The organism is Variovorax palleresanus (assembly GCF_051144945.1).
GTDB lineage: Bacteria > Pseudomonadota > Gammaproteobacteria > Burkholderiales > Burkholderiaceae_C > Variovorax > Variovorax paradoxus_S.
In genome coordinates, this window is sequence record NZ_JBJNVP010000002.1 from 2,644,595 (window position 1) to 2,658,320 (window position 13,726).

Annotated in this window: 12 protein-coding genes; 3 read left to right on the forward strand and 9 right to left on the reverse strand. The window is 67.3% G+C overall.

The genetic code is table 11. From position 1 onward, the window contains the following. Positions 1–5 precede the first annotated feature (5 nt). From ACJ7Z0_RS16430 to ACJ7Z0_RS16470, 9 genes are all read right to left on the reverse strand, one after another. On the reverse strand, positions 6–707 hold the full coding sequence (locus ACJ7Z0_RS16430; RefSeq protein WP_431126071.1) for an ABC transporter ATP-binding protein: 702 nt from the start codon (positions 705–707) through the stop codon (positions 6–8). Further along, the gene (locus ACJ7Z0_RS16435; protein WP_434790663.1) at positions 707–1,459 is read right to left on the reverse strand and encodes an ABC transporter ATP-binding protein; all 753 of its coding nucleotides are present in this window, start codon (positions 1,457–1,459) and stop codon (positions 707–709) included. The genes ACJ7Z0_RS16430 and ACJ7Z0_RS16435 overlap by 1 nt, the downstream gene beginning before the upstream one ends. 124 nt (positions 1,460–1,583) lie before the next feature. Continuing rightward, the gene (locus ACJ7Z0_RS16440) at positions 1,584–2,570 is read right to left on the reverse strand and encodes a branched-chain amino acid ABC transporter permease (RefSeq protein WP_431126069.1); all 987 of its coding nucleotides are present in this window, start codon (positions 2,568–2,570) and stop codon (positions 1,584–1,586) included. Then, entirely contained in the window at positions 2,567–3,439 is an 873-nt protein-coding gene (locus tag ACJ7Z0_RS16445; RefSeq protein ID WP_431126067.1) for a branched-chain amino acid ABC transporter permease, read from the reverse strand. Before ACJ7Z0_RS16445 ends, ACJ7Z0_RS16440 begins: the two co-directional genes overlap by 4 nt. 155 nt (positions 3,440–3,594) lie before the next feature. Then, positions 3,595–4,767, reverse strand: a complete 1,173-nt coding sequence (locus ACJ7Z0_RS16450) for an ABC transporter substrate-binding protein (protein WP_434790664.1) — start codon at positions 4,765–4,767, stop codon at positions 3,595–3,597. Then, positions 4,764–5,570 carry an alpha/beta fold hydrolase gene (locus ACJ7Z0_RS16455; RefSeq protein WP_434790665.1) on the reverse strand — a complete coding sequence of 269 codons (807 nt, stop codon included), beginning with the start codon at positions 5,568–5,570 and terminating at the stop codon, positions 4,764–4,766. The genes ACJ7Z0_RS16450 and ACJ7Z0_RS16455 overlap by 4 nt, the downstream gene beginning before the upstream one ends. A gap of 133 nt (positions 5,571–5,703) precedes the next feature. Then, positions 5,704–7,254, reverse strand: coding sequence for a benzoate-CoA ligase family protein (locus ACJ7Z0_RS16460; RefSeq protein WP_434790666.1), 1,551 nt, complete (start codon positions 7,252–7,254; stop codon positions 5,704–5,706). A gap of 28 nt (positions 7,255–7,282) precedes the next feature. Further along, complete coding sequence (locus ACJ7Z0_RS16465) at positions 7,283–8,833, reverse strand: 3,4-dehydroadipyl-CoA semialdehyde dehydrogenase (RefSeq protein ID WP_434790667.1); 1,551 nt, start codon at positions 8,831–8,833, stop codon at positions 7,283–7,285. Beyond that, a complete protein-coding gene (locus ACJ7Z0_RS16470) occupies positions 8,830–9,303 on the reverse strand; it encodes a 4-hydroxylaminobenzoate lyase (RefSeq protein ID WP_369653921.1) in 474 nt (157 codons plus the stop codon). The genes ACJ7Z0_RS16465 and ACJ7Z0_RS16470 overlap by 4 nt, the downstream gene beginning before the upstream one ends. Before the next feature lie 200 nt (positions 9,304–9,503). On the opposite strand from ACJ7Z0_RS16470, the gene ACJ7Z0_RS16475 reads away from it, so the two are divergent. The 3 genes from ACJ7Z0_RS16475 (at position 9,504) to boxB (ending at position 13,714) form a co-directional block, all read left to right on the forward strand. Then, positions 9,504–10,448 carry a helix-turn-helix transcriptional regulator gene (locus ACJ7Z0_RS16475; protein ID WP_434790668.1) on the forward strand — a complete coding sequence of 315 codons (945 nt, stop codon included), beginning with the start codon at positions 9,504–9,506 and terminating at the stop codon, positions 10,446–10,448. A gap of 127 nt (positions 10,449–10,575) precedes the next feature. Beyond that, entirely contained in the window at positions 10,576–12,252 is a 1,677-nt protein-coding gene (boxC, locus tag ACJ7Z0_RS16480; RefSeq protein WP_434790669.1) for a 2,3-epoxybenzoyl-CoA dihydrolase, read from the forward strand. A gap of 34 nt (positions 12,253–12,286) precedes the next feature. Continuing rightward, complete coding sequence (gene boxB, locus ACJ7Z0_RS16485) at positions 12,287–13,714, forward strand: benzoyl-CoA 2,3-epoxidase subunit BoxB (RefSeq protein WP_431126051.1); 1,428 nt, start codon at positions 12,287–12,289, stop codon at positions 13,712–13,714. The last annotated feature ends 12 nt before the right edge of the window (positions 13,715–13,726 follow it).

Consider the following 13,726-nt stretch of genomic DNA (forward strand, 5'->3'; position numbering starts at 1 on the left):
GCGCCTTACACACCCAGCAATTCTTCGAGCGCCTGAGGCTCCGCCAGCAGGTCGGCCGACGCACCGTGCCGCACGATCTGCCCCTTCTCCATCACCACCGCCAGGTCGGTGTGCGCGAGCACCTTGCGGTAGTCGCGGTCGACGATGAGCGTGGCGATGCCGGTGCTGCGGATTTCGCCGATCACGCGCCAGATCTCGGCCACGATCAGCGGCGCGAGGCCTTCGGTGGCTTCGTCCAGGATGAGCAAGCGCGGATTGGTCATCAGCGCGCGGCCGATGGAGAGCATCTGCTGCTCACCGCCCGAGAGCTGCTGGCCGCCATGCGAGAGCCGCTCGGCGAGGCGCGGAAAGGTGGCCATCACGCGGTCGAAGGTCCAGGCGCGGTGCCCGTCGATGCCGGCGCGCTCGCTCATCACGAGGTTCTCACGCACCGAGAGGTTGGGGAAGATGCCGCGGCCTTCGGGCACGTAGCCGATACCCAGGCGCGCCATCTTCTCCGGCGGCCAGCCGGTGACCGTGCGGCCATCGACCTGCACTTCGCCCGAGGCGGGGCGCACGTAGCCCATCATGCTGCGGATCAGCGTGGTCTTGCCCATGCCGTTGCGCCCGAGCAGGCCGACCGACGTGGCGGCCGGAATGCCGGCATGCACGCCGCGCAGGATGTGGCTGTTGCCGTAGTAGGTGTTGAGATCGCGGACGACGAGCATCAGTGGTCTTCTCCAAGATAGGCGGTGCGCACTTCCGGGTTTTCGCGGATCGAGGCCGGGTCGCCGGTGGCGATGACGGTGCCGTTCACCATCACCGTGATGCGGTCGGCAATGCGGAACACCGCATCCATGTCGTGCTCGACCAGCAGGATCGCATGGGTCGATTTCAGTCGTGCGAGCAGCGTGAGCATGCGGTCCGTTTCCTCGGCGCCCATGCCCGCGAGCGGTTCGTCGAGCAGCAGCACGCGGGGCTTGGTGGCCAGGCACATCGCCACTTCGAGCTGGCGCTGCGCGCCGTGGCTCAGCGTGCCGGCAACGCGCCGGGCTTCGTTCGACAGGCCCGCGGCCTCGAGCGCCGCATCGGCCGCCGCATTGCTGGCCGCGCAGCGCTGCGACGACTGCCACACGGTCCAGGGCCGCGCCGTGGCGGCCTGCGCCGCGAGCCGGCAGTTCTCGTGCACGCTGAACTCCGGGAAGATGGTCGTGCGCTGGTAGCTGCGGCCCACGCCGGCACGCGCGCGTCGCCATTGCGCGCGCTGCGTGACGTCGATGCCGTCGAGCGCGATGCGGCCTTCGGAGGCTTCGATTTCGCCCGAAAGCATGTTGATGAGCGTCGACTTGCCCGCGCCGTTGGTGCCGATCACCGCATGCACTTCGCCGACGTGCAGGTCGAGCGTGACGGCGTTCACGGCGGTGAGGCCGCCGAAGCGGCGCGTGAGGCCATGAACGGAAAGAAGAGCGGTGGCGTTCATGGTTTGGCTCCTTCCCCCTTTGGGGGAAGGTTGGGATGGGGGCGGGCAGAGCGCTCGGTGGTGGCGCCGCGTGCCCCCACCCCAGCCCTCCCCCGGGAGGGGAGGGAGAAACACAGGGAGCAGGTCATGCGGCCTCCTTGGGAGACAGCCGCTTGACCAGGCCGATCAGACCCTTCGGCAACAGCGCCACGAACACGATGATCGCAATGCCCAGCGTCAGCTGCCAGTGGTCCGCAAGCGGCCCCATCACCGCATGCGTCGAGAAGATTTCCTTCAGCAGCGTGAACGCAATGGCGCCGATCACCGCGCCGCGCAAATGGCCGAGGCCACCCAGGATCACCATCAGCAGCACCTCGCCCGAGTTGTGCCATGCCATGAGCTCGGGGTTGACCACGCCGTCGCGCGAGGCCAGCAGAAAACCCGCGAGCCCGGCCAGCGCGCCCGCCAGCACGAAGGCCGCGAGCTTGTAGCCGTACACCGGGAAACCCGCCGCGCGCATGCGCTGCTCGTTCACGCGGATGCCCGCCAGCGCCGCGCCGAAGCGCGAGCGGCGAACCAACGCCAAGAGGCCGTAGGTGAACACCAGCGACGCGAGCACCACGTAGAACAGCACCATGCGGTTTTCCATGTCGAGTTTGCCGATGGCGGGCCGCACGTACATGTAGATGCCGTCGCTGCCGCCGCCCACCTTGGTGTCGTGGAACACGAAGAAGGCCATCTGCGCGAAGGCCAGCGTCACCATGATGAAGTACACGCCGCGCGTGCGCAGGCTCAGCGCGCCCACGAACAATGCATACAGCGCCGCCGCGCCCATGGCCGCCGGCAGCAGCAGCGCGAGGTTGCCGCCCTCGTTGCCCGAGGCCAGCACCGTGACGTAGGCGCCGATGCCGTAGAACGCCGCATGGCCCAGGCTCACGAGGCCGGTCATGCCGACCAGCAGTTCGAGGCTCAGCGCGAAGATCGACAGGATCATCACCTTGACGACGAAGTCCGAGACGTAGTTGCCCATGAGCGGGCCGAGCACGCCGATGGCAATGGCGCAGGCCACCGGCACGGCGAACGCGCCCAGCCGCATGGAGGTTGTGCGCATGGGGGTGGTGGCTTCGGTCATGGCCGCCTCCCCATCAGCCCTTCGGGCTTCCATATCAGCACGATGGCCATCAACAGGTAGATGCCGATGCCGGCGAGGTCCGCGAAGAACACCTTGCCGAAGGTGTCGACGAAGCCCACCAGCAGCGAGGCCAGCAGCGCGCCGGTGATCGAGCCGATGCCGCCGATCACCACCAGCACGAAGCAGATGATGAGCACGCTCGCGCCCATGTTCGGATACACCGAGGACATCGGCGCCGCGATCATTCCGGCCAATGCCGCCAGCGCCACGCCGGCCGCAAACACGATCCGGTAGAGCCGCTTCACGTCGATGCCCAGGCCACGCACCATGTCGCGGTTGCTCGCGCCCGCGCGGATCATCATGCCGAGCCGCGTGCGGTTGACCACCCAGTACAGCCCGACCGCGAGCACGATGCACGCGGCCGAGGCAAAGAGCCGGTACCACGGGTAGCTCATGACGTTGCCGAGCGCAAAGCTGCCGTCCAGCCATGCCGGCACCTTCACGCCGTGCACGTCGTTGCCCACGAGGATGGAGCGCAGCTCCTCGAACACCAGGATGAGCCCGTAGGTCATGAGCACCTGCTGCAGGTGGTCGCGCTGGTACAGGTAGCTGAAGAAGGCCCATTCGAGCAGGTAGCCGAAGACGGCCGCCAGCACCACGCCGGCCACCAGCATCAACAGAAACTGGTCACCGAACAGCGGCGCGAGCGCGAACGCCATGTACGCGCCGATCATGTAGAAACTGCCGTGCGCCAGGTTGATCACGCCCATGATCCCGAAGATCAGCGTGAGCCCCGAGGCCACCAGGAAGAGAAGGAGTCCGTACTGAACCGAGTTCAGGCACTGGACGAGGAAGGTGCCGAAATCCACGTTGGATTCATCCCTGTGAGATCGTGAGGGGAGCGTGGCGCGTTAGCGCCCGCGATGTTCGTGAGACACCGCGGATCCGGCTTCGCCGGTCCGCTGGTGTCGCCCCCTCAAGGGGGGAGTCGAGCTACACGAAGTGAGCGAGGGACGGGGGTGGGTCACATTCTGCAGCCACGGGCCGGGTCTGCGAGCCCCTTGATCGCCGTGCTCACCAGCTTGTTCTCCTTGCCGTCCACCTTGCGCAGGTAGATGTCCTGCACCGGGTTGTGCGACTTGCTCATGGTGAACGAGCCGCGCGGGCTGTCGATCTTGGCCTTCTCGATGGCGGCCGTGAACTCCGCCTTCTTGCCGATGTCGCCCTTGGTGGCGGCAAGGCCCACGCCCAGCATCTGCGCCGCGTCATAGCCCTGCACCGCGTACACATCGGGCTGCAGCTTGAAGGCCTTGGCATAGGCGACGCGGAAGGCGTTGTCGCGCGCGGTGTTGAGGCCGTCGGCGTAGTGCAGCGTGGTGAGCATGCCCTGCGCGGCCTCGCCCTGCGCATCGAGCGTGCCGTCGGTCAGGAAGCCCGGGCCATAGAGCGGAATGGTCTTGTTGAGGCCCGCCGCCTGGTAGTCCTTGACGAACTTCACCGCGCCGCCGCCCGCGAAGAAGGCGTACACCGCATCGGGCTTGGCCGCCGCGATCTCGGTCAGGAGCGCCTGGAACTCGACGTTGGGAAACGGCAGCGTGAGCTGCTTCTCGACCTTGCCGCCGTTCTTCTCGAAGCCTTCCTTGAAGCCGTTGACCGACTCCTCGCCGGCCGCGTACTTCCAGGTGATGGTCATGACCTTCTTCTTGCCCTGCTGCTTGGCCGCCACCTCGCCCATGGCGTAGGCCGGTTGCCAGTTGCTGAACGAGCTGCGGAAGATGTTGGGTGCGCACATCGGGCCCGTGACCGCGTCGGCGCCGGCGTTCGGCACGATCAGCACGGTGCCGCTTTCCTTCGCGGCCTTGGCCATGGCCATGGCGACGCCGGAGTGCACGGTGCCCACGATCACGTCGACGTTGTCGCGCTTGATCAGCTTGTTGACGTTGTCGGTCGCCTTGGCGGGATCGGACTCGTCGTCGACCTTGAAGTATTCGATCTCACGGCCGGCGAGCTTGCCGCCCTGCTCGTCGACGTAGAGCTTGAAGCCGTTCTCGATGGCCACGCCCAGCGCGGTGAAAGTGCCGCTGTACGGCAGCATCAGGCCGACCTTGAGCTTGCCGGTGCCCTGGGCGCCGGCGGCGGATGCCAGTGCGGCGAATGCGATCGCCGTGAGCGCGAGGCGGGCGGTGCGGATGGTCATGATGGCTGTCTCCTGTTTTTACCAATGAAAGAAGTGGTCGCGACGATGACACGATCCGGCTGATCGCGATGCGGGGAATGCCCGCATTCCGGGATTTCCACCAGTTCGCAGCCGGGCACGCGCGCCGCGATGCCGCGGATTTGCGCGAGCGTGCCGTATTCGTCGTCCGTGCCCTGGATGGCGAGCACCGGGCAGCGGATGGTGTCGAGTTCGGCCTCGATGTTCCATTCGCGGAAGGGCGGGTCCAGCCAGATGCGGTTCCAGCCCCAGAAGGCGGAGTCGGCATTGTCGTGGTAGCGGCCGAGCTTCTTCGGCAGGTCGGTGCCGAGATAGGCGCTGCGCGCCTGTTCGATGTTCTCGACCGTCACGTCTTCCACGAAGATGTGCGGCGCGAGGACCACGAGGCCTTGCACGCGGTCCGAAAAACGCGAGGCGTAGAGCAGCGAGATCGAGCCGCCGTCGCTGTGGCCGAAGAGCCAGGGTTTTTCATCGTCGACGATCTTCAGCGCGGCGAACAGCGCGGGCAGCACCTCGTGGGCCTGGCGGTGCATGAAGTCGACGTCCCAGATCTCGTTTTCTTCGCGTGGCGTGGAGCGGCCGTAGCCGGGCCGTGAAAACACGAGGCCGCGCGCGCCGGCGGCTTCGCAGAGCTGCGCGGGAAAGTCCTTCCACATGGCGACCGAGCCCAGGCCTTCGTGGAGGAAGACGATGAGCCGGGCATCGGTGCGCTCGGGGGCGATCCAATGGCATTCGATGCGGACGGGGCGGCCGCGCCAGTCGATGGTGGCGAAGTCGGGGGTCATGGCTGTTGCCCCCTCTGCCTCTGGGAGAGGGCGGGGGTGAGGGCCAGCGGCGCTGGCAAAAGCTGTGCGCCAGCGAAGGCCGATGCCCTCACCCTAGCCCTCTCCCAGAGGGAGAGGGGACAAAGCGGGAATCTCATGCCTGCTTCTCCCGCTCACGCAACCTGAACCGCTGGATCTTCCCCGTCGCCGTCTTCGGCAGCTCCTGCACGAACTCCAGGAACCGCGGGTACTTGTACGGCGCGAGCCGCTCCTTCACGAAAGCCTTCAGTTCGTCGTCCGTGATCGAGTGGCCGTCCTTCAGCACGACGAAAGCCTTGGTCTTGGTGAGGCCGTCCGAATCTTCCTTGCCGATCACCGCGGCCTCGAGCACGGCGGGGTGCTGCATCAGCGTGGCCTCGACCTCGAAGGGCGACACGTAGATGCCGCTGACCTTCAGCATGTCGTCGCTGCGGCCGGCATAGGTGTAGTAGCCGTCGGCATCGCGCGTGTACTTGTCGCCGCTCTTGGTCCAGCCGCCCTGGAAGGTCTCGCGCGACTTCTCGCGGTTGCACCAGTACATCAGCGCCGAGCTCGGGCCGCGGATGTAGAGGTCGCCCACTTCGCCGTCGGGCACCGGCCGGCCGTCTTCGCCGCGCAGCTCGACCTCATAGCCTTCCACCGGCTTGCCGGTGGTGCCGTAGCGCACGTCGCCGGGGCGGTTGGAGATGAAGATGTGCAGCATCTCGGTGGAGCCGATGCCGTCGATGATCTCGCAGCCGAAGTGCGCCTTGAAGCGCTGCGCGATCTCGCCAGGCAGGGCCTCGCCGGCGGAAGAGCACATGCGCAATGCGACGGCTTCGCGCGGCGGCAGCTTCGGCGAGGCGAGCATGCCGGCAAAGCCGGTGGGCGCGCCGAAGAACACGGTGGGTTTGTGCTCGACCCAGCGGCGGAAGGTGGCGTCGGGCGTGGGCCGCTCGGCCATCAGCACCACCGTGGCGCCGACCGAAAGCGGAAAGGTCAGCGCGTTGCCGAGCCCGTACGCAAAGTACATCTTCGCGGCCGAGAAGCAGACGTCGTCTTCGGTGAGCCCGAGCACCGGCTTGCCGTAGAGCTCGGCCGTCCACCACAGGTTGGCGTGCGTGTGGACCGTGCCCTTGGGCTTGCCGGTCGAGCCGGAGGAATACAGCCAGAAGCCGGGATCGTCCGAGGCCGTGGGCGCGGGCGATGCCATCGGCTCGGCAGCGGCGAGCGCGGCCTCGAATTCCTGCGCGCCCGCGGGCAGCGCAGCCGTCGGCTGCGAAGCGATGAGCGTGTGCACCTCATGCGCGCCGCGGTTCATCGCGTCTTGCAGCGTGGGCAGCAGCGCGCCCGACACCAGCACGGCCTGCGCGCGGCTGTGGTCGAGCATGTAGGCGTAGTCGTCGGGCGTGAGCAGCGTGTTGACGGCGACAGGAACGACGCCGGCATAAAGGCAGCCCAGAAAACTCACGGGCCAGTCGCCGCTGTCGAGCATGAGCAGCAGCACGCGTTCTTCGCGGCGCACGCCGGCGGCCTTCAGCGCGGCAGCCAGGCGGCGGGCGCGCTCTTCGAGCTGGCCGTAGCTGAGCGTGCCGCGGTCGTCGATGTAGGCGGTGCGATCGGCGCGGCCGCGGTTGAGGGCGAACAGGTGTTCGGCAAAATTGAATCGTGCGGGCGGGCTCGTCATGGGGTCTCCTTGGGCCGTGTTCTTTTTTCTAGAGGCCGAGCTGCGCGAGCACGCCGGGGCTCGCTTGCACGGCGCTGCGGCGATGGTAGAAGTCCAGCGCGCGCAGTCCGCCGAGTTCGGCGCCGCCGCCGGCACGGCCCGGGCCGCCGTGCAGCGACATCGGCATCACGTTGCCGTGGCCGGTGTGGGCCTGTGCCACTTCGGGCGTGACCACGTGCACGCGGCCGTGGCTCGGCGCAACGGCCAATGCGGCCTGTGCCAAGGCAGCGTCGTCGCTGCCGTAGAGCGAAGTCACCAGCGAACCCTGGCCGCGGTGCGCCAGCGCGATGCCGTGCGCAAGGTCGCGGTAGGGCAGCAGCGTGGCGACCGGGCCGAACACTTCCACGTCGTGCACGCGCTCTGCCGCATCGGCATCGCGCGCGCCCAGCAACACGGGGCCGATGCAGGCCGCCACGGCCGGGTTGGCGTCGACCAGCGGCGTGCTGCGGCCGTCGTACAGCACGGTGGTCTGCGCCGACAGCGCCTCCAGGCCTTCGTTCACCGCGTGGAGCTGCGCGCGGCTCACGAGCGAACCCATGCGCACGCTCTCGTTGCGCGGATTGCCGACCGTCACGCCCTTGAGCTTGGCGCCGATGGCTTCGGCCGCGGCGTCGTACACCTCGGCCGGCACCAGGATGCGGCGGATGGCGGTGCACTTCTGGCCCGACTTCACCGTCATCTCGCGCACCACTTCGCGCACGAGCAGGTTGAAGGCGTCGCTGCCGGGCGCGGCGCCAGGCATGAGCAGGGCGCTGTTGAGGCTGTCGGCCTCGATGTTCACGCGCACCGAGCGCTCGGCCACGGCCGGGTGCGAGCGGATCACCGCCGCCGTTTCGGCCGAGCCCGTAAAAGAGACCACGTCGAAAGGCTGCAGCGCATCCATCAAGCCGGCGGAACTGCCGCAGACGACCGACAGCGCACCGGCGGGCAGCACGCCCGCATCGACCACGTCTTTCACCATGCGCTGCGTGAGCCAGGCGGTGGCCGTGGCGGGCTTCACGATCACGGGCACGCCCGAGAGCAGCGCGGGCGCGGCCTTTTCCCACAGCCCCCACGAAGGAAAGTTGAAGGCGTTGATGAACAGCGCCACGCCCTGCGTCGGCAGCTGGAGATGCTGCGACTGGAACACCGGCTCCTTGCCGAGCCTGGCCGCGTCGCCGTCGCGCAGCGCGCGCACGTCGCCCAGGCCGTCGCCCCACTTGGCGTACTGGCCGAGCGTGAAGATCGCGCCGTCGATGTCGACGGCCGAGTCGTTCTTCACCGTGCCCGAATTGGCCGTGGCAATCTCGTAATACGCATCGCGGTTGGCCTGCAGCACCTTCACGACGGCGCCGAGCAGGCCCGCGCGCTGGCGGTAGGTGAGGGCCCGCAGCGCGCTGCCGCCCTGTTCGCGCGCAAAGGCAAAGGCCGCGGGCAGGTCGAGGCCGGTGGCGTCGACGCGCACGAGCTCGGTGCCCAGCACCGGGTCGAACAAGGGCGTGCCGGCGCCCGATCCGCTTTGCCAGCGGCCGGCGACGTGGTTGGGTAGGAGCTCGGTCATTGGGTGAATTTGATCTGCCCTTCGGGCAAGAGATAGAGAACGAGCGCGCGGCCCTGCGCCACGGTTGGTCGGTGTGCGGTGCCGGGGCCGTAGACGCACCAGCCCGCGGGTCGCCCGTCGAAGGTGGCATCGGCGCTGCCCTCGAGCGGCATGATCAGGTCGATCTCGCCGTTGGGATGGGTGTGATGCGGCCCGGCGATGTCCTGCATGTCGACCACGTCGACCGAGAACCGGTGCAGCGCGTCTTCGGCCTTGAACACGCGGCCATACTTGATGCCGCCGCCTTCGCGCTCGCACAGCCAGCCCTCGGCCACGCCGCCGATGCAGGCCTGGCGCAGTTGCTCGAAACGCGGGCTGCCCGCGCCATGGGTGGCGTTGAGCCACTGGTCGAGTTGTTCGTCGAGCGGCCTGCCGGCAATTTCGGCGGTCAGGCCGGCGATCAACTGGTGAAATGCTTCCTTGCTGGACATTGGCGGGCTTCCTTTGGGAGGCTGGCTGGCAGCGATGGCGCCACAGCGAAACTTACGATCTACCTTGCAGGATTGGTGCGCGTGCAGTATCTTGCTTGTGATCGAACAATAAGCACCGAGACATCGGGTGTCAAGCAATATAGTGCATATATGGTGTTTACCCTGAGCGCGCACAATCCCGGCCTAGAACGAGGACTTGCATGAACGAGCATGTAGACGCGGTGCTGCCCGCCGCGCGCGACGGCAACCACGCCAGCAACGCCACACCGCCGGGAGAAGCCAGGAATCCATTGCTGGCCGCTTTGGGCGACCGCGTGCGCAACCTGCGCGCGCAGCGCGGCCTCACGCGCAAGGCGGTGGCGGTGTCGGCCGGCGTTTCGGAGCGGCATCTCGCCAACCTCGAATACGGCATCGGCAATGCGTCGATCCTGGTGCTGCAGCAGGTGGCCGGCGCGCTGCACTGCTCGCTGGCCGAACTGGTCGGCGACGTGACCACCAGCTCGCCCGAATGGCTGCTGATTCGCGAGCTGCTCGAGCACCGCAGCGAAGCCGACCTGCGCCGCGTGCGCGTGGCGCTGGGCGAGCTGCTGGGCACGGCCTCGGTCGATCCGGCGCGGCACCGCCGCATCGCGCTCGTGGGGTTGCGCGGCGCGGGCAAGTCGACGCTCGGGCAGATGCTGGCCGAAGACCTCGACGTGCCCTTCATCGAGCTGAGCCGCGAGATCGAGACGCTGGCGGGCTGCAGCGTGCGCGAGATCCACGACCTCTACGGCACCAACGCCTACCGCCGCTACGAGCGCCGCGCGCTCGAGGAAACCATCCAGATCTACAGCGAAGTGGTCATTGCCACGCCGGGCGGCATCGTGTCCGACCCCGCCACCTTCAATGAGCTGCTCGCGCACTGCACCACCGTGTGGCTGCAGGCCGCGCCCGAGGAACACATGGGCCGCGTGGCCGCCCAGGGCGACACCCGCCCGATGGCGGCCAGCAAGGAAGCCATGGAAGACCTGCGCCGCATCCTGAACGGCCGCGCGGCCTTCTATTCGAAGGCCGACCTGTCGGTGGACACCAGCGGCAGGACCCTTGCGCAAAGCTTCCAGGCGCTGCGCGCCATCGCACACCAATCCATGCGCCCCGGCGCCTGAACCGCTGAATTGAAAAAAAGCGATTCAGGCATTGACTTGCCTGTTCGCATGCAGCATGATGCATGTCATCGGAACCAGAAGATGCATTATTCTTCCGGTTTGCATCTGGCCCACAGGAGACTTCCGTATGACCGAGACCACGACCCTTCAGGCGCCCCCGCGCGTCGACTACCGCATCGAACCCGCGCAATACAAGCATTGGAAGCTCAGCTTCGAAGGCTCGGTGGCGCGCCTAGTGCTCGACATTGCGGAAGACGGCGGCATCCGCCCCGGCTACAAGCTCAAGCTCAACAGCTACGACCTGGGCGTGGACATCGAGCTGAACGACGCGCTGAACCGCGTGCGCTTCGAGCACCCCGAAGTGCGCAGCGTGATCGTCACCAGCGGCAAGGACCGCATCTTCTGCTCGGGCGCCAACATCTTCATGCTGGGCGTGTCGAGCCATGCATGGAAGGTGAACTTCTGCAAGTTCACCAACGAGACGCGCAACGGCATCGAAGACACGTCGAAGCACTCGGGCCTGAAGTTCATCGCGGCCGTGAACGGCGCCTGCGCCGGCGGCGGCTACGAGCTGGCATTGGCCTGCGACGAAATCCTGCTGGTGGACGACCGCTCCTCGGCCGTGTCGCTGCCCGAGGTGCCGCTGCTCGGCGTGCTGCCCGGCACCGGCGGCCTCACTCGCGTGACCGACAAGCGCCACGTGCGCCATGACCTCGCCGACATCTTCTGCACCAGCGTCGAAGGCGTGCGCGGCCAGCGCGCGGTCGAGTGGCGCCTGGTCGATGCGGTGGCCAAGCCCGCGCAATTTGCCGCCGCCGTGCAGGAGCGCGCCGCGCAGCTCGCCGCCGGCAGCGACCGCCCCGCGAATGGCAAGGGCGTGGCGCTGACCCGCCTCGAACGCGAGGAAACCGCCGACAGCCTCAGCTATTCGCATGTCGACATCCAGATCGACCGCAGCAAGCGCACCGCGACCATCACCATCAAGGCGCCCACCGGCACCCAGCCCGCGGACATTGCCGCCATCGAAGCGGCCGGTGCCGCCTGGTGGCCGCTCGCGATGTGCCGCCAACTCGACGACGCCATCCTCAACCTGCGCACCAACGAGCTCGACATCGGCACCTGGCTGCTCAAGACCGAAGGCGACGTACAGGCCGTGCTCGCATCGGACGCCGTGATGCTCGCCAACAAGAACCACTGGCTGGTGCGCGAAACCATCGGCGCGCTGCGCCGCACGCTGGCGCGCCTGGACGTGTCATCGCGCAGCCTGTTCGCGCTGGTCGAGGCGGGTTCCTGCTTTGCCGGCACGCTGGCCGAGGTCGCATTTGCGGCCGACCGGACCTACATGCTGGCACTGCCCGACGACGCCGCGCGCGCACCGAAGCTCGTGCTCAATGAATTCAACTTCGGCTTCTTCCCGATGGTGAACGACCAGAGCCGCCTGCAGCGCCGCTTCTATGAAGAAGCCGCGCCGCTCGACGCCGCCCGCGCCGCGGCCGGCAAGCCGCTCGATGCCGACGAGGCGCTGAAGCTCGGCCTCGTGACCGCCGCGCCCGACGACATCGACTGGGAGGACGAGATCCGCATCGCCATCGAGGAGCGGGCCGCCATGTCGCCCGATGCGCTCACCGGCCTCGAAGCCAACCTGCGCTTCGCAAGCCAGGAGAACATGGCCACCCGCATCTTCGGCCGGCTCACCGCCTGGCAGAACTGGATCTTCAACCGCCCCAACGCCGTCGGCGAAAAGGGCGCACTGAAGGTCTATGGCACCGGCGAGAAAGCCGGCTTCGATTTGAACCGGGTCTGAACCCGCAGTCCTTCGCACAACCCAAGGAACAACGATGAGCACGATCAACTACAGCGAGAAGATCCCCAACAACGTCAACCTCGGAGAGGACCGCACGCTGCAGCGCGCACTCGAAGGCTGGCAGCCCAACTTCATCAACTGGTGGGACGACGTGGGCCCCGAGGGATCGACCAACCACGAGGTGTACCTGCGCACGGCGGTGAGCGTCGATCCGCAGGGCTGGGCGCAGTTCGGCCACGTGAAGATGCGCGACTACCGCTGGGGCATTTTCCTGAACCCAGGCGATGCCAACCGCGAGATCCACTTCGGCGACCACAAGGGCGAGAAGGCCTGGCAGGACGTGCCCGGCGAACACCGCGCCAACCTGCGCCGCATCATCGTGACGCAGGGCGACACCGAGCCCGCATCGGTCGAGCAGCAGCGCCACCTGGGCCTGACCGCGCCGAGCATGTACGACCTGCGCAACCTGTTCCAGATCAACGTGGAAGAAGGCCGCCACCTGTGGGCCATGGTCTACCTGCTGCACAAGCACTTCGGCCGCGACGGCCGCGAGGAAGCCGAGGCGCTGTTGCAGCGCACCTCGGGCGACGTGGACAACCCGCGCATCCTGGGTGCCTTCAACGAGAAGACGCCCGACTGGCTCGCGTTCTTCATGTTCACCTACTTCACCGACCGCGACGGCAAGTTCCAGCTGGCCGCGTTGGCCGAGAGCGCGTTCGATCCGCTCGCGCGCACCACCAAGTTCATGCTGACCGAAGAAGCGCACCACATGTTCGTGGGCGAGAGCGGCGTGTCGCGTGTCCTGGCGCGCACTGCGCAGGTCATGAACGAGCTCAAGACCGACGACCCGCAGAAGGTGCGTGCCGCCGGCGCCATCGACCTGGGCACGATCCAGCGCTACCTGAACTTCCACTACAGCGTGACCATCGACCTGTTCGGCGCCGATCAGTCGAGCAACGCCGCCATCTTCTACAGCTCGGGCCTGAAGGGCCGCTACGAAGAAGGCAAGCGCGGCGACGACCACGTGCTCAAGGGCCAGACCTACAAGGTGCTCGAGGTGAAGGACGGCCAGCTCCTGGAGAAGGAAGTGCCGATGCTCAACGCGCTGAACGAAGTGCTGCGCGACGACTTCATCAAGGACTCGGTGGCCGGCGTGGGCCGTTGGAACAAGGTGCTCGAGAAGGCCGGCATCCCGACCCGCCTGTCGGTGCCGCACAAGGCCTTCAACCGCCAGATCGGGGCGCTCGCCGGCATCAAGATGTCGCCCGAAGGCCGCGTGGTGAACGAGGTCGAATGGGCCGCGAAGAGGGACGAATGGCTGCCGAGCGCCGAAGACTTCGCTTTCGTGGCATCGTTGATGGGCCGCGTGGTGGAGCCCGGCAAGTTCGCCGGCTGGATCTCGCCGCCGGTGATGGGCATCAACCGCCAGCCGGTCGATTTCGAGTACGTGCGTTTCGGTTGATTGGTATGACTC

Excerpts from the sequence above, each read along its gene's own strand:
- ACJ7Z0_RS16430 (WP_431126071.1), bottom strand. The coding sequence starts at position 707 with ATGCTCGTCGTCCGCGATCTCAACACCTACTACGGCAACAGCCACATC.
- ACJ7Z0_RS16435 (WP_434790663.1), bottom strand. The coding sequence starts at position 1,459 with ATGAACGCCACCGCTCTTCTTTCCGTTCATGGCCTCACGCGCCGCTTC.
- ACJ7Z0_RS16440 (WP_431126069.1), bottom strand. The coding sequence starts at position 2,570 with ATGACCGAAGCCACCACCCCCATGCGCACAACCTCCATGCGGCTGGGC.
- ACJ7Z0_RS16450 (WP_434790664.1), bottom strand. The coding sequence starts at position 4,767 with ATGACCATCCGCACCGCCCGCCTCGCGCTCACGGCGATCGCATTCGCC.
- ACJ7Z0_RS16455 (WP_434790665.1), bottom strand. The coding sequence starts at position 5,570 with ATGACCCCCGACTTCGCCACCATCGACTGGCGCGGCCGCCCCGTCCGC.
- ACJ7Z0_RS16460 (WP_434790666.1), bottom strand. The coding sequence starts at position 7,254 with ATGACGAGCCCGCCCGCACGATTCAATTTTGCCGAACACCTGTTCGCC.
- ACJ7Z0_RS16465 (WP_434790667.1), bottom strand. The coding sequence starts at position 8,833 with ATGACCGAGCTCCTACCCAACCACGTCGCCGGCCGCTGGCAAAGCGGA.
- ACJ7Z0_RS16470 (WP_369653921.1), bottom strand. The coding sequence starts at position 9,303 with ATGTCCAGCAAGGAAGCATTTCACCAGTTGATCGCCGGCCTGACCGCC.
- ACJ7Z0_RS16475 (WP_434790668.1), top strand. The coding sequence starts at position 9,504 with ATGAACGAGCATGTAGACGCGGTGCTGCCCGCCGCGCGCGACGGCAAC.
- boxC (WP_434790669.1), top strand. The coding sequence starts at position 10,576 with ATGACCGAGACCACGACCCTTCAGGCGCCCCCGCGCGTCGACTACCGC.
- boxB (WP_431126051.1), top strand. The coding sequence starts at position 12,287 with ATGAGCACGATCAACTACAGCGAGAAGATCCCCAACAACGTCAACCTC.